Origin of the sequence: Solilutibacter silvestris (assembly GCF_002895945.1) — a bacterium.
GTDB classification, from domain to species: Bacteria; Pseudomonadota; Gammaproteobacteria; order Xanthomonadales; family Xanthomonadaceae; genus Solilutibacter; species Solilutibacter silvestris.
Genome location: NZ_NPZB01000001.1, coordinates 1 through 24,098 on the forward strand (window position 1 = coordinate 1; position 24,098 = coordinate 24,098).

21 protein-coding genes and 2 pseudogenes are annotated in these 24,098 nt (G+C 58.2%); 6 read left to right on the top strand and 17 right to left on the bottom strand.

Going from position 1 to position 24,098, the window contains the following annotated elements:
- Window positions 1-550 precede the first annotated feature (550 nt).
- The 7 genes from Lysil_RS00005 to Lysil_RS00040 form a co-directional block, all read right to left on the bottom strand.
- Window positions 551-1,486 (bottom strand): GSCFA domain-containing protein, encoded by a 936-nt coding sequence (locus tag Lysil_RS00005; protein ID WP_103073558.1) that lies wholly within the window; start codon window positions 1,484-1,486, stop codon window positions 551-553.
- Window positions 1,487-1,558: 72 nt separating this feature from the next.
- Window positions 1,559-2,557, bottom strand: a complete 999-nt coding sequence (locus tag Lysil_RS00010; protein ID WP_129588320.1) for a hypothetical protein — start codon at window positions 2,555-2,557, stop codon at window positions 1,559-1,561.
- Complete coding sequence (locus tag Lysil_RS00015; RefSeq protein ID WP_129588321.1) at window positions 2,554-4,347, bottom strand: hypothetical protein; 1,794 nt, start codon at window positions 4,345-4,347, stop codon at window positions 2,554-2,556. The genes Lysil_RS00010 and Lysil_RS00015 overlap by 4 nt, the downstream gene beginning before the upstream one ends.
- Before the next feature lie 215 nt (window positions 4,348-4,562).
- Window positions 4,563-5,651, bottom strand: a complete 1,089-nt coding sequence (locus Lysil_RS00025; RefSeq protein ID WP_103073562.1) for an HAD-IIIC family phosphatase — start codon at window positions 5,649-5,651, stop codon at window positions 4,563-4,565.
- Window positions 5,638-6,783 carry an acyl-CoA dehydrogenase family protein gene (locus tag Lysil_RS00030; RefSeq protein ID WP_103073563.1) on the bottom strand — a complete coding sequence of 382 codons (1,146 nt, stop codon included), beginning with the start codon at window positions 6,781-6,783 and terminating at the stop codon, window positions 5,638-5,640. The genes Lysil_RS00025 and Lysil_RS00030 overlap by 14 nt, the downstream gene beginning before the upstream one ends.
- Window positions 6,783-6,971 (bottom strand): hypothetical protein, encoded by a 189-nt coding sequence (locus Lysil_RS00035; RefSeq protein WP_205756836.1) that lies wholly within the window; start codon window positions 6,969-6,971, stop codon window positions 6,783-6,785. Before Lysil_RS00035 ends, Lysil_RS00030 begins: the two co-directional genes overlap by 1 nt.
- A gap of 43 nt (window positions 6,972-7,014) precedes the next feature.
- The gene (locus Lysil_RS00040; protein ID WP_103073565.1) at window positions 7,015-7,896 is read right to left on the bottom strand and encodes a 3-hydroxyacyl-CoA dehydrogenase family protein; all 882 of its coding nucleotides are present in this window, start codon (window positions 7,894-7,896) and stop codon (window positions 7,015-7,017) included.
- Between the two features lie 502 nt (window positions 7,897-8,398).
- On the opposite strand from Lysil_RS00040, the gene Lysil_RS00045 reads away from it, so the two are divergent.
- On the top strand, window positions 8,399-9,622 hold the full coding sequence (locus Lysil_RS00045; protein WP_103073566.1) for an efflux RND transporter periplasmic adaptor subunit: 1,224 nt from the start codon (window positions 8,399-8,401) through the stop codon (window positions 9,620-9,622).
- Window positions 9,623-9,669: 47 nt separating this feature from the next.
- On the opposite strand, the pseudogene Lysil_RS13675 reads toward Lysil_RS00045, so the two are convergent.
- The 3 genes and pseudogenes from Lysil_RS13675 to Lysil_RS00060 form a co-directional block, all read right to left on the bottom strand.
- Window positions 9,670-9,991 (bottom strand): annotated as a pseudogene (locus tag Lysil_RS13675) (integrase core domain-containing protein); the annotation flags it as partial.
- A gap of 627 nt (window positions 9,992-10,618) precedes the next feature.
- Window positions 10,619-11,242 carry a hypothetical protein gene (locus Lysil_RS13095; RefSeq protein WP_129588322.1) on the bottom strand — a complete coding sequence of 208 codons (624 nt, stop codon included), beginning with the start codon at window positions 11,240-11,242 and terminating at the stop codon, window positions 10,619-10,621.
- A 251-nt stretch (window positions 11,243-11,493) separates the two neighbouring features.
- On the bottom strand, window positions 11,494-11,718 hold the full coding sequence (locus Lysil_RS00060) for a helix-turn-helix domain-containing protein (RefSeq protein WP_103073568.1): 225 nt from the start codon (window positions 11,716-11,718) through the stop codon (window positions 11,494-11,496).
- An 85-nt stretch (window positions 11,719-11,803) separates the two neighbouring features.
- On the opposite strand from Lysil_RS00060, the gene Lysil_RS13320 reads away from it, so the two are divergent.
- The gene (locus Lysil_RS13320; RefSeq protein ID WP_165782323.1) at window positions 11,804-12,274 is read left to right on the top strand and encodes a hypothetical protein; all 471 of its coding nucleotides are present in this window, start codon (window positions 11,804-11,806) and stop codon (window positions 12,272-12,274) included.
- 10 nt (window positions 12,275-12,284) lie between these two features.
- Window positions 12,285-13,010, top strand: a complete 726-nt coding sequence (locus Lysil_RS00070) for an SseB family protein (protein WP_165782324.1) — start codon at window positions 12,285-12,287, stop codon at window positions 13,008-13,010.
- 74 nt (window positions 13,011-13,084) lie between these two features.
- Here the strand turns inward: Lysil_RS00070 and Lysil_RS13325 are convergent, their stop codons facing one another.
- The 7 genes and pseudogenes from Lysil_RS13325 to Lysil_RS00105 form a co-directional block, all read right to left on the bottom strand.
- Window positions 13,085-14,254, bottom strand: a complete 1,170-nt coding sequence (locus Lysil_RS13325; RefSeq protein WP_165782325.1) for a DEAD/DEAH box helicase — start codon at window positions 14,252-14,254, stop codon at window positions 13,085-13,087.
- 905 nt (window positions 14,255-15,159) lie between these two features.
- Window positions 15,160-16,875: pseudogene (locus Lysil_RS00080) on the bottom strand (ATP-dependent DNA helicase RecG); the annotation flags it as partial.
- A gap of 6 nt (window positions 16,876-16,881) precedes the next feature.
- Window positions 16,882-17,265: a RidA family protein gene (locus Lysil_RS00085; RefSeq protein ID WP_103073573.1), complete on the bottom strand. Its 384-nt coding sequence runs from the start codon at window positions 17,263-17,265 to the stop codon at window positions 16,882-16,884.
- Window positions 17,266-17,323: 58 nt separating this feature from the next.
- Window positions 17,324-19,423, bottom strand: coding sequence for a RelA/SpoT family protein (locus tag Lysil_RS00090; protein WP_425477139.1), 2,100 nt, complete (start codon window positions 19,421-19,423; stop codon window positions 17,324-17,326).
- Between the two features lie 191 nt (window positions 19,424-19,614).
- Entirely contained in the window at window positions 19,615-19,914 is a 300-nt protein-coding gene (gene rpoZ / locus Lysil_RS00095) for a DNA-directed RNA polymerase subunit omega (RefSeq protein WP_103073575.1), read from the bottom strand.
- A gap of 59 nt (window positions 19,915-19,973) precedes the next feature.
- On the bottom strand, window positions 19,974-20,594 hold the full coding sequence (gene gmk, locus Lysil_RS00100; RefSeq protein ID WP_103073576.1) for a guanylate kinase: 621 nt from the start codon (window positions 20,592-20,594) through the stop codon (window positions 19,974-19,976).
- Window positions 20,595-20,646: 52 nt separating this feature from the next.
- Entirely contained in the window at window positions 20,647-21,504 is an 858-nt protein-coding gene (locus tag Lysil_RS00105) for a YicC/YloC family endoribonuclease (protein ID WP_103074881.1), read from the bottom strand.
- A 90-nt stretch (window positions 21,505-21,594) separates the two neighbouring features.
- Between Lysil_RS00105 and rph the strand changes: the two genes are divergently transcribed.
- The 3 genes from rph to hemW are packed head-to-tail and all read left to right on the top strand — an operon-like array spanning window position 21,595 to window position 24,076.
- Window positions 21,595-22,326 carry a ribonuclease PH gene (rph, locus tag Lysil_RS00110; RefSeq protein ID WP_103073577.1) on the top strand — a complete coding sequence of 244 codons (732 nt, stop codon included), beginning with the start codon at window positions 21,595-21,597 and terminating at the stop codon, window positions 22,324-22,326.
- Window positions 22,323-22,913 (top strand): RdgB/HAM1 family non-canonical purine NTP pyrophosphatase, encoded by a 591-nt coding sequence (rdgB, locus tag Lysil_RS00115; RefSeq protein WP_103073578.1) that lies wholly within the window; start codon window positions 22,323-22,325, stop codon window positions 22,911-22,913. The genes rph and rdgB overlap by 4 nt, the downstream gene beginning before the upstream one ends.
- Window positions 22,910-24,076, top strand: coding sequence for a radical SAM family heme chaperone HemW (gene hemW, locus Lysil_RS00120; protein ID WP_103073579.1), 1,167 nt, complete (start codon window positions 22,910-22,912; stop codon window positions 24,074-24,076). Before rdgB ends, hemW begins: the two co-directional genes overlap by 4 nt.
- The last annotated feature ends 22 nt before the right edge of the window (window positions 24,077-24,098 follow it).

Consider the following 24,098-nt stretch of genomic DNA (forward strand, 5'->3'; position numbering starts at 1 on the left):
CGCGATCGAGCACCTGCTTGACTGCTTCGGCCTTGAACTCATCCGTATATCGCTTGCTGCTCATCAACACCTCTGCCGTTGCCATGAATTATGGCTCCTGGGTGTCTACGAAAGGCTGGGCGGTCCACTTTCCTCTAGAATAACTACACAATTCGTTTCAGGTCAATGCACTTGAATGAAGGCGTACTTCGCTCGCACCATGCGGTGGCTTTTTTAGGATGTCGCGCTCCTCGGTCATGCGCCACAGCTCGGTTTGCAGTTTGCGGTTATCAGCCAGTACTCGGCATCGCCTTGTTGTGCCTGCGGGACCTTCCGCTGCTCGTGTATACACGCATAAAGCGGGTCGGTACTGACTCCTAACCAGCTCGCCACGTCGCGCACAGACCGACTCTGTTCCGCCACTTGCTTGGCCACCACGACCTTGCCTCAATCCGGATACTGCTTGCCACTCATACACGCATCCGTCGTTGTTGTATTGTACGACTTGGAAATGGCTACTCAAGCCCGGGCGATTCAATCACTTCTACAGTCACACACACAAATCGCATCATCAGATGCCGATAAAGCCGGGTTTGACCCGGACTTGTTCTTGGGAATATGCCGCCAAGAAAGCCTCGGCGACATGATTGACTGCCTCTGCGCTCGGATGTCGCTCGTCACTTTGCCAAAGCGAAATTCCCATTGGATTGGTCTGGAAAAACTCATACGCAGGGAAATAGGAGATGTGCGTGTCTTCCTTCGTCTCGTCGAGAAGAATGAACATCGCAGCAAGTAACGTCGATTTTGATCGACTGTTTGCTACTTGCGGATGATAGCCATCGTCGGCGTGTTTGAGAGGCGTTGGCGAGACGCTAAACACGATAGGGGTGTTAGGTGGCTTATGCGCACGGATCAGTCCAACGACCTGCCGCATATCCTCAACACACTCGTCGACCGTCAGGAAACGATTCACAATATGCATGTCAGACGATTTGCCCAAGATCTCTGCACCCAGATAGGGCGCACGATTCAATGTGATTATTTCACCACTGATCTGCGCCTCCCAGATGTCGGAAAGGCCTAGCGTGATAAAGAACGCATCCGCCTTTTCAAAGGCTCGCATAGAGTCCGTGGCTGTTCTCAACTTTGTTTCGACCAACTCTTCGGCGCTCTGGGCATCGACGCAATGGCGCAATGGATCGTCGTAGGCTTGGCTACCATCAGCCTTGCGAACCCGCCAGTCGATACTGGGCGCTGGTAGTCCCACCGCACGACGCAGTTCATAGAGTATGGTGCGACTATTGTAATGGACGCCCCAGGAGACATCTGGAAGATCGAACCCCTGAAACTTTAGCCACAGATTAATATTCACAGCAAAACAACTGCCGATGGAATACGCGCAGGTCGCCCTTGTTAAGAACTTGATCGGGTTGACAGGACGAACCAACGGACTATCCGCTCGGTGCCATTTGTGACCTGCCTGCGGCGTTACCAATTGCCAGTACACAGCACTTTCTCCTGTTCTTTGCCATCTTGGAGCGACAGGTTATGGGCGTGGTTTCACCCAGCATATTTGAACCTACGAAGCCATGCCCTCACTCACGGGCGAACCGTCGGTCCTCGCACAGTTCATGATTGTTTCGCCATCAAACAACGAGCGGATACCGTGGCACAATTCCTTTCCAAGCGAGTGAAGCTCTTTGCAATGCAAGTGCTTGACGAACGAACCACCAGGCGTGCGATTGGCATCGAACAGTACGACTTCATCGTCCTTCAGCACATAGTCGAACTTGCCAAATTCGAAGCCAAGATTCTTCCGTATGGTTCGTAATGCCGGCGGGACGGGCACCTCTTCCAACTTAACTGTATTCGATACTTTGATGATGGGCTGGGTCGACGTAAGCCGATAACTGATCTCCCGATCGCCGCAAAACCAGTAGTACCGAACGGCATAGTTCGTCCCTACTCGTTCAGGCAAAAAGCGTTCCACAACCAAGTTCTTATTACTAAATATGCTTCTGGGGACATTGCCAAGCGATGAGAATACTCGGTATTCGCTGGTCTTAAGTTCCCGTATACATCTCCAAGGCACTTCCCCCGTAATCAGCTTGCTAAGCTTCCCAACGGCGTTGTTGACCCTCTCTCCGAGGATCGCATGTTGCCCAGATCGAAGACGCAATTCGGGCATACCGCCGAAGTTCCGGTCGGTCTTGACGATCACCGGACCGCAATAGGGCGAGTCCCTACTCAAGAGATTCGTACTGATCTTGGATTTTGATATGTCAACTACCGATGCATTGATGGTCCGCGGAAATCTCTGCATGAAGGCAAAGTATTCGCGCGGAACGACAGTCATGTCCAAGTGCGGGATCAACAGATCGGCAGATAGATACCTGTCGACACCTCGAAGGACTTGCACGTCATATCCCATACTTCGCCATTCGGCCATAAGCAGACCGAGCAGGTAGGTCTGCGGGTCGGGCGCGAGCTCATGAATCAGTATGGCGATTCTTTCCATATCCAGATACGTTCTCTTGCTGGGTGACTTGCGCCGGATGGCCCCGCGCATCCGGTTCAATTAATAGCTTCGTGATTCGAATCCGACGCCACCTGTTCGATCGTGACCTCCTCGTATCGCTGGCTCATTTGCCAGGCGACGAACGGCGCAACCGCCCAAGCGCAGATGACTGCAACGATTAGTGGATTCCAACTTGCCGACCAGATGTGCACCCATACTGCAAGCAGTAGTGCAGCAGCTGGGGAGATCCACATGTATCGCACATAGCCCATTACGCCAAGATCATCGGCGTCGTATTCACTAGAGGGCACCCACTCCAGTCCACGACGCTTGGAACCGGCGATGCGATAGATCGCTCTGCAGGCGGCATCTACATTGCGCGCGCCCTCGAATGGGGCAAACGCGACTGTTATGAAGGCGTAGACAGCGCAATCCTTATAAGTGCGGAATGAGGTCTGTGCTCCTTGGACTTTCTTCACGATGACGACCACGACAATCGGAATAAGCACCGACGCCAGCGATACAATAGCGCTGCGATACGTCCGGTCTGTCATTACGCAGAGGAACTGGAGCAGCGCGATGGATGCTGGGAATAGGCTGGCAAGTATGCATTTTAATATCTTCCAGCGGGACAACAAACTGAAAGTGTTTTTTCGCCGTCCGGTAGCAGACGGTACCGATGGAAAGAGCCAGGTCCCGTTCTGCCAGTCGCCCCGCATCCAGCGGTGGTGGCGCCTGGACGCTGCGTGGTAGGTGGGCGGAACAGTTTCGTACAAGATGACATTGCCCGCCCATCCGGCGCGAGCGAAGCATCCCTCGACGACGTCGTGGCTCAGCAGGTGGTTTTCCGGAATCATGCCCCGCAACGACATGTCGAAGGCAGCCACCTCGTAGATGCCTACGCCCGTGAAACATCCCTCTCCGAAGAAGTCCTGAAAGATGTCGAAATGAAGCTTCTTCGGATCGGTCCCGCGCTGTCTAACCCAGAAGCGCTCGAACCAGGATGCGGCACCGGTCGGTATGCTCGCCATCATCCTGGGTTGCAGGATGCCATGACCGGATACAACGCTCGTACCATCCATCCTTGGTTCATTGGCGGGGTGCGCCAAGATAGAAATTAGCTGAAGGGCAGCTCCGGGGGGCAGACGGGTGTCATTATCCAAAGTAATGACGTACTTTGCTCTTCTTAATGCACAGATGTCGCCTTCAACAACAGGGAAGTGCGACGCGTTTCCGCGTAGGATGAAATCGTTAAGGTCCTCTAGCTTTCCACGCTTGCGTTCGTATCCCATCCATACAGAATCATAGGCATTCCATCGCCTCCCACGATGAAGCAGGAAGAAGGGACGGCGATTCGCCGATCCATATGTTTCGTTCAGCTCACTGATCCGATGTTGGATCTGCGACAGTTGCTCGTCATCGGTGGGCAAATGTTCTGTAGGTGCGTCGCCCCAATCAGTCAGCACACCGAAGAAGACGTTTGGATCATCGTTGGCCAAGAAATGGTCACGGATACGATCCGCGAGTGCATCGATCTTCTGACTGTCTAGAATAAGATCAGGAATTACTACCAAGGTCGTATTTTCAGCAGCAACATTGTCTGCATCGATAGCCGACAGGGGCAGCGAGCGAACGAAAAGTCGTATTACGCTATTCGTGACAGAAAATACGGGATGAGCGATAAGCGGCACAAGGCAAACCACCATCAAAGCTACTACTAAAACGCCACTATCATAGGCACCGAAGTACAGGAGCAAGATGACGATTATGGCAGCCACCACCAAACCGACAAAACTTAGATAAAGACGGGTTAATCCCGTCGTCGTAAAGCGATCACTCAGTTTTTTCATTGTGACGTTCCTTCTACCGAATGGATCTCGACTCCACGCATGACGAATCGGAGCACCTCTGGGCCACGACCCGTGACTATACCCGCATCCGTAGTTGGTATACTTACCATGTGATGCATTGAAACGAAAGGTGGCCTACACACATCAATCCCCTCCTTGTCTTGTCGAACTGTCCGTCCTAAAGACCGACCGTATAGAACGAATGGATCAAGGCTTCAATCAAGCAGGGCGTTGTCCAGCTCGCTCACCAACTTTACATAGTCTGGAAACGGATGGATCCGCTTCAAGTCATGTTCCAGAAGAAGTCCAGCCGCGTCCTGAGATACTTCACGAAATCCTGCAAACTTGTATGTCACATACATCTGCCGGTTGCGGTCAGTATGAACAAAAGAGGCACGCAATCGCACGCCTGCATTGGCTGACTTGCGAAGCAGGTGACCGAGCAGCACCGTTCCCACACCCCGAGTCATCACCCGACAAGACATGATCAAGAGCCGTATTGTCCAGATTGTGGCACTGGTCTCGACCAGAGCCAACCCAATGATCCCGCTGCTGCCATAGCGATCCTCGAGTTTCGCAACTAACAACAGATGATCCGGAGAGCGAGCCAGGTCCTCGAGTTCCTCATAGGAATAGGTGAGACCAGTCGTGTTGAGCTGATTGGTCCTCAGTGTGAGCTCCTCCGCACGCTGCAGGTCGCCGTCGGCGGCTGGCAGGATTGACATTCGCATGCCCAGCGTCGACAAGAACGCGCCGCGGGATCCCGTGAAGCTCTTCTCTGCCTCGACCCGAGCTATATCTGTGCGATACATCAAGCGGCGCATGCGAGCCTCATCCGTGACGACATCGAGCCGGAATTCCGCACGATCGAGCAACCCCGGGATTTCCGTGGCATCAATAACGTTTACCTGAGGCAGGTAGAACGCAACCTCGTCCCGCTCGGCGGCCTGATCGTCTATAAAAGCTACTGTATCGAGTCCAATGCCAAGCCTCTCGGCAATTGTACGCACCGCGTCGGCCTTGCCCGCCCATGAGATTTGAGGATGGAGGAAGAATTCCGCCAAACCGAAAGCCTCGACCACAGGCCACGCGGCGGCGTAATCGTTCTTACTCGCCACGGACTGAAGGATGCCTCTTTCATCCAGTTGTCTGACTACTTCGGCGACGCCTTTCTTGAGTTCACGCGCCTCTCCATTCAGGAGCTTGCCTTGCCAGAGGGTATCATCAAGGTCCCAGACTAGACACTTGATCGTCTTTTGGGCGTGCCGATCTTCTGCACCGCCGTTAAGATCAGAAATCGACATGGGGCGACTGGAGTGCATAGGATGCAAGTCCGACCTGATGTATTTCCCGCGTGCCCTCGATAATCTCGAGGACCGTAGCATCACGCAGGTATCGTTCGACAGAGTAGCCGATGCTGTAGCCATTAGCGCCGTGTAACCTCACCGCGTCGTTGGCCACCCGGACAGCGGCCTGCGCCGCATGGTATTTCGCCAGCGTCGTTTCCATGACGGCGCGTGGATCACCTTCCATCCGGAAAAATGCACTGCGACAGCAGAGGGCACGTGCCGTGGTATGAGCCAGCAGCATGTCGGTTAGCTGTCGCCTGACAAGTTGAAACTCTGCGAGGGAGTGCCCCGCCTGTTTCCGATGCACGGCATAGGAAAGACAAGCGTCTAGGCATGCCCAAACGACACCGGCTGCGCCCCATGCGATTGAGAACCGTCCTTGGTCTAGCGCTGCGTTCGCGACGAAGGCTATGCCCGCCCCTACCGGACCTATTCGCTGGGACATGGGTATCTCAACGTCCTCGAAACACAGACGCGCAAGCATGGCGCCCCGTACCCCCAAGACTTCCATCATCGGTTCCGTTGTGAATCCGGGATGGCCGCGTTCAACCACAAGCGCGATAGGCCTGCCGCCATCCTGAGCAAAGATGAGGAAGAGATCTGCTACGAGACCTGCAGTGATCCAGACCTTGGTGCCGTTAACCCGATAGTGCGATCTCTGGTCCTGGGCGTCGGTGGCAATGGAATTCCCCGCGCTACCCACCTCCTCCTCCGTCAGGGCGAAGGCGATGATCTTCCTGCCCGAGCAGATGTCGGGAAGCCATCGCGCTTTCTGTTCGGGGGTACCAAAACGGACCAATGCATGCGCAGCCATGTTATGAGCCGTCATGAAGCTGCGCACGGACGAACACGCCTTACCAATCTCTTCGGTTACCACACCATAGGCCAGCGCATCCATATTGCCCGCCCCCCACTCTGCTGGTAGTGCAGCACTCAACCAGCCGTTGGAGCGCAAAGTGCCTAGTAGCTCAGCAGACATAACTCGCTGACGATCGATGTCGCCCGCGACAGGAACGATATGTTCTGCGGCGAAACGTTTCGCCCTTTCCTTAGCATCCTGCTGGGCGTCGGTAAGGCGCAGGTCCACTATGCCGCGACACTCCCAAGTTTTCGGGTGACGAACGAATCCATTGCATCGACCGACAAGAAGTTGTCAAGATCGAGATCCTCGTTATCCACCGTCACCTTGAACTCGTTCTGGATAAAGTCGACGAGTTGCAGGGCGAAAAGAGAATTCACCAGCCCTGTGCTGAAGATATCTTCGTCGTCGGCCATCGACTGACCGATGTTCCTTTTCAAATATTCCCTTATCCGCAGTCTATGGTCCATGGATAGCTTCGCCCTCTTGGCCGTAGTCGAAAAATCCCACTCCGGATTTCCGCCCGAGTCTGTTGTCGCTCACCATGCGGCGAAGCAGTGGACGGGGCTCGAACTTCGCATCATTGAAACTGTCCCGCAGCACCTCGAGCGTGCGCATGATGGTGTCAAGCCCGATCAGATCGGCGGTTGCCAGAGGACCCATCTTGTGGGCGAAACAATTCACAAAGATTGCATCTACATTGGTGGCACTCGCCGTATCGTCCTCCAGCACGGCGATGGCCTCGTTGATCATGAGCATCATCACACGGTTAGACACGAATCCCGGCTTGTCACGAACCACTATGGCTCGGCTGCCTAGCTGCGCCAGCATATCGTTCGCGGCATCCACCGCGAACTGTGAGGTGACATCACTGACGACCACCTCGACATGGCGCCTGAGCGGCACGGGATTCATGAAATGCATGCCGATAATGTGGGGATGCCTCGTTGCGACCTTCGCGACCCGTGCGATACAAATTGCAGATGTGTTTACGACGAAGACGCACTCTGGATAGCACACCTCATCCAATGAACGGTACACATCTTCCTTGACCCCCCAGTCCTCGGTAGTATTCTCGATGACGAAGCCAATCTCGGCCAATTCGCCATGGTCAGTCGTCCCACGGATCCGTGAGAGGATCTCGCCATGATCGGCCTTACGAAGCGCCGGGCAACTGAATGCGGCAAATCGCAACCCGTCGGCAATAGACTTTCGGGCGCTGTCGAGCGCTGCCCGGTTGGTATCAATGAGCACGACATCATGTCCCGTCTGCGCGAGGGCCTGTGCGACGCTCCTTCCGATGACTCCGGCGCCGACCACGCCGATCTTCTCAAACCTCATAGCTATGCTTGTCCTTTGCGAAAATCGACGATGGCATAGTTGCTGGATTCATCCATAACACTCCTGCACGGCCCTTCAATCTGATCGTCCACCAACCGGCGACCGAAATTCCGATGGAGGCAGGCCAGAGAACACGAATTTCGTAGCGTCAATAGAGACGACCATGTTTCCGACATCTCGATCGATGTTTGATTCTGGCATAATTCATAATTACTCGTGATTGTTGCTTACCTTGGTTGGCAACGCAACCGACATAGGCATTGGAGGGGCGCCGCCCGAGACACTTCCCTTCTCCACCGGATCCCCCCAGACTCTTCCACGACTGCAGACGGCCAACTCCGGCCTTGTTTGGGCGAAGCCGACATGCTAAATCGTCAACACCATTATTGTATTGCCTATCAGTCCATCAGTTAGCTAACCAATAGCCCAATGCATTTCCCAAATTCAATGTGCCCTATGCGTCGGATTTGATTGCTGCTGCTCCCTTGGGAATCCCTGTTGCATGCTTAGATCATTAAAAATAACTTTTCATAGGGCCTTGCCGCCGGCAGTGGCTTTAACATTGTCGGGCTTGATCCTAGGCGGATGCGGACGGAACGTCGGCAGCGCGCAGACTGCAATAGTGGCCGACAAAGCCGCTGTCGCCGACGGAAGTGACGATAAGGTTAAGGAGCCGGTTACCGTCGTAGCTGCGATTCAGGAAAAAGTGCCTATCTACTTAACTGCATTGGGAACGGTCACAGCCTACAGTACGGTCACTGTCAACCCACAGGTTGGTGGGGAGTTGCTCAGCGTAAATTTCCACGAAGGGCAGCAGGTGCGCAAGGGAGACTTATTAGCGGAAATTGATTCGCGTACACTGCGGGCGCAATACGATCAGGTGCTGGCCATTCGGCAGCAGAATCAGTCCCTGCTGTCTACAGCACAATCGAACTACAGAAGAGCTAATTCTCCTGAGTACCGCCAGTATGTGGCGAAAAGCGATCTGACGAACTTACACAATCAAGTGGCGCAATACACCGCCGCCGTTGCAGCAGCACAGGCGAACATAGATCAGGGCAAGGTGCAATTGGGCTATACCCGGATCACCGCACCGATCAACGGCATAACCGGGATTCGAGGCGTAGACGCAGGCAATGTAGTTAGCACATCCAGTCAGATTGTCACGATTACGCAAGTACAACCAATCTACGTGACATTTAGTTTGCCGGAACAATATCTTGATCGAGTACGGACAGCCAAAAAGAAATCACCATTGCCAACAGCTGCATTAGATCGCAATAACGCGCACGTGATCGATCCTAGCGGAGATCTGCAGGTCATTGATAACCAGATCAGCGCAGGTAATGGGACATTCCGCCTACGCGCGCAGTTCCTAAATGCTGATGAGGCGTTGTGGCCTGGGCAGTTCGTCAATGTTCGACTGAAAATCGGTGAATTACCTGATGCTGTGGTAGTACCTTCTACGGCTATTTTCAGAGGTAAAGCTGGGGACTCTGTGTACGTCATGAAGGCGGACAACACGGTTACTCTGCGCGAAGTTACCCAAGGAGAAGAAGTGGATGATAGCCGCGTAGTGATCTCCAGTGGCCTGCGCGTGGGTGAGAAGGTGATAACTGAAGGTCAGTTTCGGCTCTCAGAAGGCACAAAGGTTAATCCTAAATTACTGTACCGTATGCCACCAGCATCCACGTCTGACACGCAACTTAAACCGGGACAACAATAGACATAATGACCTACGCATTTAATTTGTATCCAGTTATGCGGTGAGGGCTACGGGATGGTATCGGGCTCCTGCCAAGTTGGGCGAACGCTGGCCCGGGTCTTGTAGCTATGCACGCTGTGCGGCCGCTGTTCGTTGTAGAACTGCCGCCAACGTTCGATCAGCGCCTTGGCTTCGGCGCGGCTGCGGAACCACTCGCGGTTTGAGCAGCTCATCACGCAGCTTGCCGTTGAAGCTTTCGACGAAGCGGTTCTGCCAGAGACTGCCCGGTGCGATGAACGCAGGGCCGATCGCGACATCGCGCAGCCAGCACATCACCTTGGCTGCGGTGAACGCGAAACCATTGTCCGTGCGCACGAACGCAGGCTTGCCAAGAGGCACATCAACCGCGACAGGCTGCCAGAACGCCGCCGCCGCGGCCAAGACGCGGAATGTTCAGGCCGAGTGCACGCGTAGCCGCATGGGAACCCCGCTCAACGCCAGCCACGCCGCCATGCGTCGATACCCGAAACGCGGCACTGGACCGGCCAGTTTTTCGTAGACATTGAAGGACTGCTTCGGGTCGGTTTCCGCCGGTCGGCACCGATCCGCAATTGATCAAACTGGCCCGCGGTCTAGCCATAGTCGATCGGTCGTGTGATGCATTCGACCCGGCACATGCAACTATCCGCTGACGTCTTTCGCGCTGAGCTTGGGAAGCCTAAAGAACAAAGTAAGGGCAATGGAGAGGATGTCGTTGAAAGAATGTTGGGTTGCAGCAAAGAGGCCTCTCCTAGATTTTTCTGGCCAGATGAAGAAGCTAGTTCCGAACACATAGAATGCCCAAACAGTGCTAAAGAATTGAATTGGTCAGGGTATACGCTAATCCCCACAAAGTGCAGATACGACCGCAGTCGTGCTTGCTTTTAATGCAAAGCAGAGCTGGTCCCGGAAATCTGAACAGTCCGATAAGTAGATTGCCAGCTCAGTGAGGCGATGATATCGCGATTAACTTAGTTGCTAGGTGCACTTCGCCCTCGTGATTTCTTTGGTGGCGATGTCGGGTGTCAGGAACAACAAGCTGGAGGATTTTGGCTCGGCCGTCCAAACTCCGGTCACAGCGTGTTGATAACAGAATTCTCGGACAGAACGTCCGAAATGGCGCTGAATCTTATTCAGAGAATCCTTACCGGGTCTGACTCTACGCCAGTGATCGAAAAAAGGACGTTCGCCGTCCGGATCATACGCTTTGTCTCCGGTCCTGCATGCCTTCAGTAGTGTGAGAATTTGCTCATCTGTAACTGAGCAATTATCGAGCTCATTGCTGGATGCTGCTTGGGCCAGTGCTTGCTTGAGCTGCCTGAAGAATGCTGCATTAGATCGTTCTCCTTCTGGCCCAACCAGTACATCGCCGATGACCCGATAGGCCTCCGAAGGAATTCTTTCAGAAACGCGACCGTTGGATACATCACATTGCCAGCCGACATTCTTTTTTGGGATCCCAACAAGCAGAGTCAAAGGTCGACCGAAAAATATACCGCGGACATCCAGCTTGGAGTAGGTAAAATGGAAAAGAAGAGATGCATTACGTTGCCCATGTGCGCGCTTTTCCAACGCTGGAAGGATATCTTCGATGTTCTCCATAAGGCCCCTCTGTTCCATTGGCGCATTTTGTGATATTGCGTGATACTAAAGCAAAGAAGCTATAAATTCAGGAATGGCAACGGTAGCTTAAGCTTCAAGTAGTGCTAGCGACGACCGCAATCCGCACGAGCTTTTCAGGATGACCCAACTCCCCAAGAACACTACGCAGAGCGCTGATTTGAGCCGATGTCGTTGCTAACCGCATTTATATTCAAGTGATCTTTCAATTCAAAAAAACCGTTGGTAAAAACTTAGCTTCCGGCCTCCTTTAGCAGTCGGGAAGGTGGGATCCCAAGGCCAACTGCAATTTTCTCCAATGTGACCAAAGTCAAATTTCTTCTACCTCGTTCGATGGTGCCGTAATAGGCTCGGTGCATTTCGATATGATCAGCGAAGTCTTCTTGGCTGATCCCCATCGCCTCGCGCCTCGCCCGAATGGCGACCCCAATTCTGGATTGCAAAGTGTCGGTGCCCATGACGTGAAGCGTCACCGACCCCTACCTTTATGGCTACTACCATAAACATAGGCTATATTTATATCTCTTTTCGATCGGTCGAGCCATGTCCCTGTATTTGGTAATGCCAGGGGTGGAAATGTCTCTTGAGGTCTTCGTTCCTCTTCAGGTCGAGGAAGCTTTCGCGATCCAGTGGGAGAGACTCAAAACCTCCAAGGAAAGAGAGAAATTCGCCAACCGCGTGGCACAACAACTCCAATTGGTCCTTCCACAATGCGTTGACTGGGACATCCGAGAGCCCACCCAAGCACAACTGACCTATGCACAGCTCATTGCGCAGCAACTGGGGATTCCATTGCCCTCGGAGGCCAGAAAATTTCGATACCACACGGCGATGTTCTTAGAGACCTACTCGGAACAGGTCAAGCCAAAGCGGAGTCAGGATCCATCAGCGGAGAAGGTAGCAACAGGCGGTCAGCGATCAGCACTCGAATTTGTCCTCCGGACACGGCGACAGAATGATCCATCTCAGGACGCGCCTCCAACTCTTACTGAGCAACCAAAACCCACTGAGTAAAAGACAAAAAATGGACGAAGCATCCCTAGAAGCATTAATGGAAGAAGCAAGGATTTCACACGATGCTGAGGCGAGATTCTTCCAGGTGCTTCTCAATTCTGTTGTCTATGTTCACGCGCCTCTCTCCGATGACCATCCTCGGTTACGCCTGCTCACCTTTCCTCACCCGAATGGCTTCATGGCATTGCCGTTTTTCACATCTCTAAGAAAAGCTCAAGTTGCTGCTGGAACTGCCGCGCGTATCCTCGCCACGACTGGCCGGGAACTATTTGCTGGCTCGAACGGTGCGACCTTCATGGTGAACCCCAACGATGGGGGTGCTGTCATTTATCCGGAAGAGATTCAGTCACTTTTAGATACCGGATTTGTGTCGCGTGTGGAAAAGTCCTGCGTTGAATCCGAGCGGCAGGTATACGTCTCTTCACCAGCTGATGTTCCCGAGTGGTTCATCGATGCCCTTCGTGCCACATGCACTGCGCTTGAAATGATCAAATCTGGCTTTCTCTTGGAAGTCGGAGAAACCCCAAATGAAACATCCAGAGGCTTGGTCATCATACTAGGTGTCTCTCCTGATAACGCTGAGCGCGCAGCACGAGCGATTGCGCTTTGCCTTCAACGTGGAGGCAAACTGGATTCGTTCAATCGCCCTTTAGACATTACAACGTTCGATCCTGCGGGTAACCCGCCAGAATGGATGGGGGCTGATGGACTCAGGTTCTATCCAACACTAAGCTGATATTCCTACTCTCAAAATGCAGAGCCATGTACAAAGGTTCAGCCGACGAAGTTTGGCCAAGACCATCACCGAAGCTATTTCTTCGGAGCGCTCGTCACCTCCTCCAACATCTCTGCCAATAGTTCAGCTGACACGGTTTTATTGAAGATCACAGAATCCGCGCTCCCGTGTTGCCTTTTCCCCACCACCGAAAGATCTCCTACGCCTCGTGTCCGCATGTCAAGTTCCGCAAGTCGCAGTCCGTCATTGGTTGATGCAATTGCTTGAAGTCGAGTCATCGCCGTTTCACCAATAGGTCGTGGAAGATAAAGGAAGCACCACCCGTCTCCACCGTGACGACTTAACCGGCCACGAAGCTGATGCGTCTGTGCTACACCAAATCGCTCTGCATGCAGCAATACAAGCACGCGCAAACCTCTTATGTTTACTCCGGTTTCAACAATGGTAGTGCTTATGATTATTTGGGCACGCCCCGCATCCACATCCGCCAAGGCACGTCGGTTTTCCTCTTGGTCTGCCCCGCTGTGCGCGACGCGCACTTTCCCCGGGAATAGTGCTTCCCACTTTTCAGCTACCTCTTGCACGGAGGGAAGCGGGTAAATGTCCTCTTGCTCCTCCTCTGACGGTTCCTTTCGTGGACAGACAATGAGAAGGCGACAATCCGGATCACGAAGAAGATCTTTCACTTCTTGAACCATGACCCTTGCCTCGTCCCTCTGCACGATTCGGGTTCTTATATTTCGTGGAGAATGATATTTCGTCAGACGAATCACATTGACAGATCCGTACATCAACATGGCTTGGGTCCGTGGAATAGGCGTTGCGCTTACTTCGATAATGTGTGTGCGTTGATCGACCAACGCTCTGCGCTGCTCAACAGAGAATCGATGCTGTTCGTCCGTGACAAACAAATCGATGGGCCCGATCTCGCGGAACAACAGTGCCGTTGTTCCCACCAAGACACGTTCCCCGGAAATGTCACGGTCAAGATTCTTATTGACCCAGACCGGACTCAAATCTGGCCAGAGATCGCGAATCTCTTTGAATGCTTGCTCGGCTAGACGCTCGTGCGGGAGTAACACCGCGCATCGCCCGCCCGCTCGCGCCACATAGGCCACAGCCGACTGATAGACAATGCTCTTGCCCACCCCGACATCCGCATTAATCAGGCTCACCGATGTTCTAGGGGTTTGCAGCATACTCACAAGGTGATGAATGCCGGCTTCTTGCTCGTCCGTCAGCACGAAAGGTATCGATTCCAATAGCGCTTCCCAGCCCTCACACAGCAATGGGGGACGGGAAACCTCGGGTAGTGCGCAAGTCTCCTTGAGGTCTTGCACCGAGATAAGTGCCGCCACTCGCGCGAGGATTGCGTGTGCCTCCTCGGCCTCCTCCAGATCAGCTGGACTGTGCACCCGCTCGAGTACTTGTTCTAGCGTCCATTCAGTGCACCGCACGAGTTGACGCAAGCGCGCCCCTTGCACGATTGATCCAACTCGTTCTCTCAGGAATGTCGCTGCTATCGGGATTGATTGCTCAAGCCGTTCTGCAATCAGTCTGCGCACAGCGTCTGATCCCAGCACACCGGTACGACCCGGATACGTCGGTAGTAGCCGACCCACTTCGCTAGCTTCGAGCAAGGTTGGCCCATTCAGGAATGGCTTCCCTCCAACGATTACGACAGTTCCCGCCAGACACAGCTCGTCGTGCGTCCGGGCCTTCGCCTCGAATCCTCGGGGATCACCGAAGAAACTGAATTTGAATCGTTGCCCACGCTCATCGAGGAGCGAAGCACGAGACAACGGTGATCTTTTCGCGCCGCGACGTGAACTCTTCCATTCGGTAAACAGGTCGTTGCCAAATCGTCCAACCACGACAATCCGTTGGCCCTCAACAAACCGTTCAGAAAAGTCCCTAACGACTGTTCGGCAGTCCAAATAACCCGTAGGAAGGTACAGAGGGACTTGCCAAGGCTCGCTCAACCCTAACGACTTGAGTTTGCCTAAACTCAGCATGGGATGGCCCTTGACGTGGTCAGGGCCTTGTGTCGACCGCGACGCGCATGACAAACTAACTCATTAACCTCAAAATCCGAAGGGAATCTCCGATTTTGACAAGATTTGCGGCGAGGGCAAGTTTCTAGGGAAACGATCACGGTGGTGGCGACCAGCAGGTCGGTCTTGCCGGCCTTGAAATCGAGCATCGCGGCCTGTTTGTCGCGCGCGTTCATGCGCCCGTGTACCAGCCCGACCCGCAATTTCGGAAGTTGCGCGACCAACGCCTCGTAGGTGCCCTGCGCGGCCTGCGCGATCACTTCGTCGGAGTCGTCGATCAAGGTGCAGACCCAATAGGCCTGGCGACCTTCGGCACAGGCGGCGCGGATGCGTTCGACCAGATCGGGACGGCGTTCCGAGGTCAGCACGATGGTCTGCACCGGCGTGCGCCCGGGCGGCAGTTCGTCGATCACCGAGACATCGAGGTCGGCGTAGGCCGCCATCGCCAAGGTGCGCGGAATCGGCGTCGCGGTCATCACCAACTGGTGCGGTACACGCTTATGAGAAGCCGGCGACGACGCATCATCCACGCCTGCCCGTCCTTTGTCGCGTAATGCCAGGCGTTGCTGCACGCCGAAGCGATGCTGTTCGTCGACGATGGCCAGCGCGAGATCGTGGAAGGCGATGCCTTCCTGCATCAAGGCGTGCGTGCCGACCACCAGCTGCGCCGCGCCGTTGGCGATGGTGTCCAGCGTCGCTGCGCGCGCCTTGCCGCCGACTTTTCCCGCCAGCCAAGCAACGCGGATGTCGAGTGGTTCCAGCCAGCCACGCAAGGTGTCGTAGTGCTGTTCGGCGAGCAATTCTGTCGGCGCCATCAGCGCGGCCTGGCGCCCCGCTTCGATCGCCAGCAATGCCGCCAACGCCGCCACCACGGTCTTGCCGCTGCCGACATCGCCCTGTACCAGTCGCAGCATCGGATGCGGATGGGCGAGATCGTCGCGCACTTCGTCGAAGACGCGTTCCTGCGCCGCGGTCAGCGCGAACGGCAACGCTGCGCGCAGGCGTTCGGCCAATCGCGACGATTTCCCCAGTGGAATCGCGCCATGTTTTTGCATGGCGATGCGTTGGCGGCGCAGGCTGAGGTGGTGCGCCAGCATTTCCTCCAGCGCCAGCCGTCGTTGCGCGGGATGATGGCCGGATTGCAGGGCATCGAGATCGGCATCGGCGGGCGGACGATGCAAGGTCAACAAGGCATCGCGCAATCCCGGCAGATGCAGCGCCCGCGCCAATTCCGCCGGCAGCAGTTCGAGTTCGGCATCATCAGGCAGGCGCTTCAACGCTTCGCCGATCAATCGTCGCAACGCCGCCGGCGTGACGCCTTCGAGTTGCGGATAGACCGGGTCGAGGCGATCACTCAATGTCGCGTCTTCATCGCCAAGGATGCGGTAACTGGGATGCACCATCTCCAGTCCGAGCTGGCCCGGGCGTGGTGTGCCGAAGACGCGCACACGCGTGCCCGGCAGGAACTGGTTGGCCTGTTGCGAACGAAAGTGGAAGAAGCGCATCACCAGCGTGCCGCGCGAGTCGTCGGTCAGCGCGACCTTCAGTTGCGGGCGATAACGGAACCCGCGTTCGACGGCTTGCACGGTTCCTTCCACTTGCGCGGCGACGCCCGGTTGCAGCGCGCGGATCGGCGTTAGTCGCGTGCGGTCCTCATAGCCACGCGGCAGCCAGAACCACAGGTCCTGCAGCGTTTCCAGCCCGCGTTCGGCCAGTTTCGCCGACATCTGCGGGCCGACGCCAGGCAACGTGGCGATGGCGGCATTGCCGGCCGCCGCCAATGCCGGCGCGGGTTTGCCTGCTCGCGCCATTGGTCCTTATTCGAGCACGAGGATGGCGTCGACCTCGAACTGCGCGCCTTTCGGCAAGCCGGAGACTTCGATGGTGGAACGCGCCGGATACGGTGCGTCGAAGAATTCCGCCATCACCGCGTTGACCGTGGCGAAGTTGGAGAGGTCGACGAGGTAGAGGCCGAGCCGCGCGATCTGGCGCAGTTCGCCGCCGCTGGCCTCGCACACTGCCTTGAGGTTGTCGAAGGCGCGACGCACCTGCGCGGCGAAATCGCCGTCGACGATGTCGCCCGTTGCCGGGTCGAGCGGGATCTGGCCGGAGAGGAACACGGTGCCGCCGCAGCGCATCGCCTGCGAATACGGGCCGATGGCGGCGGGCGCACGATCGGTATGGATTTGGACGCGACTCATGGCGGCTCCGGGCTTGGTGGATGCACCTAGTGTAACGAGCGACCGGTGCGGGCTCGCCTCAGATCCGTTCGACGTTGTGCACGGCGGCGACGCGGCGCAGGCGGCGGCGGACTTCCTCGAGGTGGTCCATGGTGTGCACCTCGATGTAGAAGCGCACGGTGGCGACGCTGTTGTCGCGGTCGAGGTAATCGACGCGGTCGATGTTGGATGCCGCTTCGGCGATCGCCGAGGCCATCTGCGCCAATACACCGGGGCGGTTGTCCGCTTCGACGCGGATGCCGACGAGATAGTCGCCGGTCACGTTGGGATCCCAGCCCATCTCGACGCAACGCTCGGGCGAGCGCCGGTATTCGCTGACGTTGCGGCAATCCGAACGATGCACCGCGATGCCCTTGCCGGTGGTGTGGTAGCCCATGATCGAGTCGTACGGGATCGGCATGCAGCACTGCGCGAAACTGATCACGCCACCTTCGTTGCCGGAGACCAGGATGCGATCGCGCGCACGCACGGCGTGGGTATCGTGGCCGTCGCGATCGGGCGTGGTGGAAAGGTGCTGCGCCACCTGGCTGGGAATGCGGTTGCCGAGCGCAATGTCTTCCAGCAACGATTCCAGGCGCGGATAGCGGTGGTCGGAGAGATAGCGCTTGAGCTGCGCGGCGGGCAGGCGTTCGATCGAACTGTCGAGTCTTTCCAGCGCGGCTTCCAGCATGCGATGGCCGAGCTGCACCGCCTCCTCGTGCCCGACCTGTTTCAGCCGCTGGCGGATCGCCGCACGCGCCTTGCCGGTGGTGACGTAGTCCAGCCACTGCGGTTGCGGCGCCGCCGATTTCGCGGTGACGATCTCCACCGTCTGGCCGCTGGTGAGGCGCGTGCGCAACGGCACCAGCCGTCCGTCCACGCGCGCGGTCACCGCGTTGTTGCCGACGTCGGTATGCACGGCGTAGGCGAAATCGAGCGCGGTCGCGCTGCGCGGCAGGGCGAGGATGCGACCCTTCGGCGTGAACACGTAGACCTCGTCCGGGTACAGCTCGACCTTGACGTTCTCGAGGAATTCCAGCGAATTGCCGGTGGCCTTCTGCGATTCCACCACGCCGGCGATCCACGCATTGGCGCGATTGAGCGCGCTGCTGGAATCGCCACCCTGCTTGTAGGTCCAGTGCGCGGCGATGCCGCGTTCCGCCACCAGATCCATGTCCTGGGTGCGGATCTGCACTTCGATCGGCGCGCCGTATGGCCCGAACAACACCGTGTGCAGCGACTGGTAGCCGTTGGCCTTGGGGATGGCGATGAAATCGCGGAAGCGCCCGTCGAGCGGCTTGAAGGTGGCGTGCGCCACGCCCAGCGCGTGGTAGCAATCGGGCACGGTATCGACGATGACGCGGAAGCCGAACACGTCCATCACCTGTTCCAGCGATTTCCGTTCGGCGCGCATCTTGGTGTAGATGCTCCACGGCGATTTCACCCGGCTCACCAGGCGATGCTTCAATCCTTCCTTGGTCAGTCGTTGCGCCAGTTGCGCCTCGACCTGTATCACCGCCTCGCGGCGCACCGCCGGCTGCTGGCGGATGCGTTTTTCCAGCGCGGCATAACGCCACGGGTGCAGCGCCTTGAAGGCAAGATCCTGCAATTCGGCCTTGACCAGGTTCATGCCCAGGCGCTGCGCGATCGGTGCGTAGACCTCGAGCGTTTCGCGGGCGATGCGTTCGCGCGCCTCGCGCGATTGCGAACCGAGCGTGCGCATGTTGTGCAGGCGATCGGCCAGCTTGATCAGGATGACGCGCAGGTCGCGCGACATCGCCAGCATCATCTTGCGGAAACTCTCGGCCGCGGCTTCCTGTCGATCGCGGAACTTGAGCTTGTCCAGCTTGGTGACGCCTTCCACCAGTTCGGCCACGGTTTCGCCGAACTGCGCGGCGAGATCATCGCGATCGAGCGGGGTGTCCTCGATGGTGTCGTGGAGGATCGCCGCGATCAGCGTTTCCGCGTCCAGCCCGAGTTCGGCCAGCACCCGCGCCACCGCCACCGGATGGGTGATGTAGGGTTCGCCGGATTTGCGCGTCTGCCCGGCATGCGCGGCCGCGCCGATCCGCCATGCCTTGTGCAACTGGCTGCGGTCGTGGTCATCGAGATAGCTCGCGGCGGCATCGAGCGCACGCATGTCTTCCGGCAGATCGGACGGTTGCGGAGCGGGCGATTGCAGCGATTGCGGCGCCATGGCCCGAGCCTACACTGCCGCGACGCGGGCGAAAATGCCTGCCAGCGCACCGATCCGGCATCTGCAAACGCGCGCTCCAATGCAAAAGGCCCCGCGTTGCGGGGCCTTCGAGGCGTGACTGGATGCCGGGCGGATCAGTCGTCGCCCTTGGACATGTCGTCGTCGCCAACCACTTCGGCGGCGGCCCATTCCATCGCTTCGCGCTCGGCGCGCGCCTTCTCGGACTTCTCGACGGTGTCGATGAAGGCGGAGTCGACCTTGCGGGCGGCGATTTCACGCAGGGCCAGCACGGTCGGCTTGTCGTCCAGCTCGCGATTGTCGAGCTTGGGTTCGACGCCCTTGGCCAACTGGCGGGCGCGCTTGGCGGCCATCACGACCAGTTCGAAACGGTTGTCGACCACATCCATGCAGTCTTCGACAGTGATACGCGCCATGGCTTTGCGGCGGCAGACGCCGCCCTCCGGAATCGGGGTAGACCGGGAAGTATGGCTGGTCAGCCGTTATCGGTCAATAACTGGGTGATCAGGCGGGCGTGGCGGGCGATCTGGGCCTCGCGGCGCAGGCGGCTGGCGGTGATGATGCTGGCGAGGTCCTCGGTCGCGACCGCGAAATCCTCGTTGACGATCACGTAGTCGAACTCGCCGTAATGGCTCATCTCTTCGCGCGCGGCGGCGAGGCGGCGGGCGATGGTTTCCTCGCTGTCCTGGGCGCGGCGGCGCATGCGATCCTCCAGCGCCTGGCGCGAGGGCGGCAGGATGAAGATGCTCACCGCGTCCGGCACCTTCTCGCGCACCTGGCGCGCGCCCTGCCAGTCGATCTCCAGCAGCACGTCGCGGCCCAAGGCCAGCTGCGGTTCCACCGACTGCCGCGCGGTGCCCTTCCAGTCGCCGTGGACGCGCGCGTATTCGAAGAAGTCGCCGGCACCGATCATGCGCTGGAATTCGCCGTCATCGACGAAGTGGTAGTGCTCGGCATGGCGCTCGCCGGGACGCGGCCCGCGCGAGGTGAACGAGATCGACAGGCTGATGGTCGGATCGCGTGCCAGCACGGCGTTCACCAGGCTGGATTTCCCTGCGCCGGAGGGCGCCGCGACCATGTAGAGGGTTCCGCGCATGTGGGATCGACGGGTGGATGGACAGGGATCGTACCGCGTTTGCGGTGGTGGCCTATTCGATGTTCTGGACCTGCTCCCGCACCTGGTCGATCAGCACCTTGAGTTCGATGGCGGCATTGGTGCTGCGCAGGTCCACCGATTTCGAGCCGAGTGTGTTGGCTTCGCGGTTGAATTCCTGCATCAGGAAATCGAGGCGACGGCCCATCGGCTCGTGCTGGCCGAGCGCACGACGCAATTCCTGCAGGTGGGCGTCGAGGCGATCGAGCTCCTCGTCGACATCGATCTTCTGCAGGGCCAGCACCAGTTCCTGCTCGATCCGGCCCGGCTCCAGCGTCGTGCCCGGCACACTGAATTCGGCCATGCGCTTCTGCAGCTTGTCGCGCTGGGCATGGCGCAACGTCGGCAGCAACGCGCGTACCTCCGCCACCTGCACGGCGATGGCATCGGCGCGATCGCGGATCACCTCGGCCAGTTTCGCGCCTTCGCGTTCGCGCGCGGCGACGAATTCGTCCACCACCGCGGACAGCAATTTCAGCGCCTGTTGGTGCAGGTGTTCGGCATCGACATCGCGACGCCGCACCACGCCTGGCCACGCCAGCACGTCGGTGATGTCGGTGGATGCATTGGGGAAGCGTGTCGACAAGCTTTGTGCGAGCTCCGACAGGCGCGCGACCACGCCATCATCGATCGCCAGGGCGTCGCCACCTTCGTTGCTGCGCAGGCGAAACGAGAGTTCGAGCTTGCCGCGCGAGACTTTCGCCGCGACGCGTTCGCGCAACTGAGGCTCCAGCACGCGCAGCTCGTCGGGCAGGCGCACGCCGAGTTCGAGGAAACGATGGTTGACCGCGCGCAATTCGCAGGCGAGCGTACCGATCTCGGTCGGCGCTTCGGCGGAAGCGAATGCGGTCATGCTGCGAATCGGCATCGAGAATCCTATATCAGCTGGGAAATATGGGGTGAATGGTAAACTCGCGCGCCGTTCCGCAGGAAATCCCGGAAAATGAGCGTCCTTGAGCGCCCCAGCGGCCGCGCCGCCGACCAACTGCGCACGGTCAGCCTGACTCGCCATTACACGCGCCACGCCGAAGGTTCGGTACTGGTGGCCTTCGGCGATACACAAGTGCTGTGCACCGCCAGCGTCGAAGCCAAGGCACCGGCATTCCTGCGCGGCAAGGGCGAAGGCTGGGTCACGGCGGAATACGGCATGCTGCCGCGCGCCACCCACACCCGCAGCGATCGCGAAGCCTCGCGTGGCAAGCAAGGCGGCCGCACCCTGGAAATCCAGCGCCTGATCGGCCGTGCGCTGCGCGCCTGCGTCGATCGCAAGGCGCTCGGCGAACACACCATCACCCTCGACTGCGACGTATTGCAGGCCGATGGCGGCACCCGCACCGCTGCGATCACCGGTGCCTACGTGGCGCTGGCCGATGCGGTGAACGGCATGCTGGCCAAGCGCATGATCGCGCGCAATCCGCTGCATGGCGCGGTCGCGGCGATCTCGGTCGGCATCTGGCGCGGCGTTCCGGTGCTCGATCTCGACTACGCCGAAGACAGCACCTGCGACACTGACATGAACCTGGTGATGAACGACGGCGGCGGTTTCATCGAACTGCAAGGCACCGCCGAGGGCCACGCCTTCCGTCGCGATGAACTCGATGCCTTGCTGGCCTTGGGCGAAGCCGGCTGCAGGCAGTTGTTCGCAGCGCAACAGGCGGCGCTGGCGCAGTCGTGAAACTGGTGCTGGCCAGCGGCAACGCCGGCAAGCTGGCGGAATTCCGCGAGTTGTTCGCGGGCACGGGATTCGATTTCCATCCGCAATCGGAATTCGCCATCGATGATGTCGAGGAAACCGGACTCACCTTCGTCGAAAACGCATTGATCAAGGCGCGTCATGCCGCGCGCATCAGCGGATTGCCGGCGCTCGGCGACGACTCCGGACTGTGCGTGGATGCACTGGACGGTGCGCCCGGACTGTATTCGGCACGCTACGCCGGCAGCCACGGCGACAGTGCCGCGAACATCGAGAAGTTGCTGCGCGAGATCCACGGAGTCCCCGACGATCAACGCACGGCGCGCTTCGTCTGCGTGCTGGCATTGCTGCGCCATGCCGACGATCCGCAACCGATCATCGCGCAGGGCACCTGGGAAGGCCGCATCCTCGACGCACCGCGCGGCGACAACGGTTTCGGTTACGACCCGGTGTTCGTGGTCCCGGGACTCGGATTGAGTGCGGCGGAACTGGATTCCGCCGCCAAACATCGCCTGAGCCATCGCGGACAGGCAATGGCGCGATTGCACGAGCTGTTGCAACCACAATGAACGCGCAAGAGCTGACGCTCACGCCACCGCCGTTGTCGCTTTACGTCCACCTGCCGTGGTGCGTGCGCAAATGCCCGTACTGCGATTTCAATTCGCATGGCTTGCGCGGCGACGCCCCCTACGATGACTACATCGACGCACTGATCCGCGACCTCGAACACGACCTGCCGCTGGTGTGGGGGCGCGTGGTGCATTCGGTGTTTTTCGGCGGCGGCACGCCCAGCCTGTTTTCGCCGGAACGGATCGATCGCTTCCTGCAACAGGCCAGCGCGCGCCTGACCATCGCGCCCGGCGCCGAGATCACCCTGGAAACCAATCCGGGCACGGTCGAACACGGGCCGTTCGCGGGCTATCGTGCGGCCGGCATCAATCGCCTCAGCTTCGGCGTGCAGAGTTTCGACGATGGCTGCCTGCAGCGACTCGGACGCATCCATTCCAGTGGCGATGCCGAGCGCGCGGTGAAGGCGGCGCAGGACGCCGGCCTCGACAACCTCAACCTCGACTTGATGTATGCGCTGCCGCAACAGACACTGGCGATGGCCGAACACGACGTCGAACGCGCCATCGCACTGTCGCCCGCGCATCTCAGCCATTACCAGCTGACGCTGGAACCGAACACCTTGTTCGCGGCGAAACCGCCGCAGTGCATTCCCGACGACGATCTCGCCTGGGACATGCAGGAGCGTTGCCAGGCGTTGATGGCGGACGGCGGATTCGCGCAATACGAAGTCAGCGCCTACGCCAGGCCGGATCGCCAGTGCGCGCACAACCTCAACTACTGGACCTTCGGCGACTACCTCGGCATCGGCGCGGGCGCGCACGGCAAGCTCACGCTGGGCGCCGAACAACGCATCCTGCGGCGCTGGAAGCTGAAGCATCCCGATGCCTACCTGCGCGATGCCGGCGACGCGGCAGCCATCGGTGGCGACGAGGACATCGTGTCGGCGCGGCGTCCATTCGACTTCATGCTCAATGCGCTGCGGCTCAACGCCGGTTTCAGCCTGAAACTGTATGAGCAACGCACCGGCCTGGAGGCTGCGACGATCGGCCGCGAATTGGCGATCGCAGCAGAGCGCGGCTGGTTGGATGTCCGGGATGCCCATGTCATCCCGACAGAGTTGGGACGGCGGTTCACAAATGACGTGATTGCGCTGTTTTTGTGAAGCCCGGCACTGATTTCCGTGA

What these genes read in the sequence shown, in the direction of transcription:
- Lysil_RS00045 (WP_103073566.1), top strand. Translation starts at nt 8,399, where the DNA reads ATGCTTAGATCATTAAAAATAACTTTTCATAGGGCCTTGCCGCCGGCA.
- Lysil_RS00025 (WP_103073562.1), bottom strand. Translation starts at nt 5,651, where the DNA reads ATGTCGATTTCTGATCTTAACGGCGGTGCAGAAGATCGGCACGCCCAA.
- Lysil_RS00090 (WP_425477139.1), bottom strand. Translation starts at nt 19,423, where the DNA reads ATGCGTGCGCTCGATGCCGCCGCGAGCTATCTCGATGACCACGACCGC.
- Lysil_RS00015 (WP_129588321.1), bottom strand. Translation starts at nt 4,347, where the DNA reads ATGAAAAAACTGAGTGATCGCTTTACGACGACGGGATTAACCCGTCTT.
- gmk (WP_103073576.1), bottom strand. Translation starts at nt 20,594, where the DNA reads ATGCGCGGAACCCTCTACATGGTCGCGGCGCCCTCCGGCGCAGGGAAA.
- rpoZ (WP_103073575.1), bottom strand. Translation starts at nt 19,914, where the DNA reads ATGGCGCGTATCACTGTCGAAGACTGCATGGATGTGGTCGACAACCGT.
- Lysil_RS00085 (WP_103073573.1), bottom strand. Translation starts at nt 17,265, where the DNA reads ATGAGTCGCGTCCAAATCCATACCGATCGTGCGCCCGCCGCCATCGGC.
- Lysil_RS00105 (WP_103074881.1), bottom strand. Translation starts at nt 21,504, where the DNA reads ATGACCGCATTCGCTTCCGCCGAAGCGCCGACCGAGATCGGTACGCTC.
- Lysil_RS13320 (WP_165782323.1), top strand. Translation starts at nt 11,804, where the DNA reads ATGTCCCTGTATTTGGTAATGCCAGGGGTGGAAATGTCTCTTGAGGTC.
- Lysil_RS00070 (WP_165782324.1), top strand. Translation starts at nt 12,285, where the DNA reads ATGGACGAAGCATCCCTAGAAGCATTAATGGAAGAAGCAAGGATTTCA.
- Lysil_RS00040 (WP_103073565.1), bottom strand. Translation starts at nt 7,896, where the DNA reads ATGAGGTTTGAGAAGATCGGCGTGGTCGGCGCCGGAGTCATCGGAAGG.
- hemW (WP_103073579.1), top strand. Translation starts at nt 22,910, where the DNA reads ATGAACGCGCAAGAGCTGACGCTCACGCCACCGCCGTTGTCGCTTTAC.
- Lysil_RS13095 (WP_129588322.1), bottom strand. Translation starts at nt 11,242, where the DNA reads ATGGAGAACATCGAAGATATCCTTCCAGCGTTGGAAAAGCGCGCACAT.
- Lysil_RS00060 (WP_103073568.1), bottom strand. Translation starts at nt 11,718, where the DNA reads ATGGGCACCGACACTTTGCAATCCAGAATTGGGGTCGCCATTCGGGCG.
- rph (WP_103073577.1), top strand. Translation starts at nt 21,595, where the DNA reads ATGAGCGTCCTTGAGCGCCCCAGCGGCCGCGCCGCCGACCAACTGCGC.
- Lysil_RS00035 (WP_205756836.1), bottom strand. Translation starts at nt 6,971, where the DNA reads ATGGCCGACGACGAAGATATCTTCAGCACAGGGCTGGTGAATTCTCTT.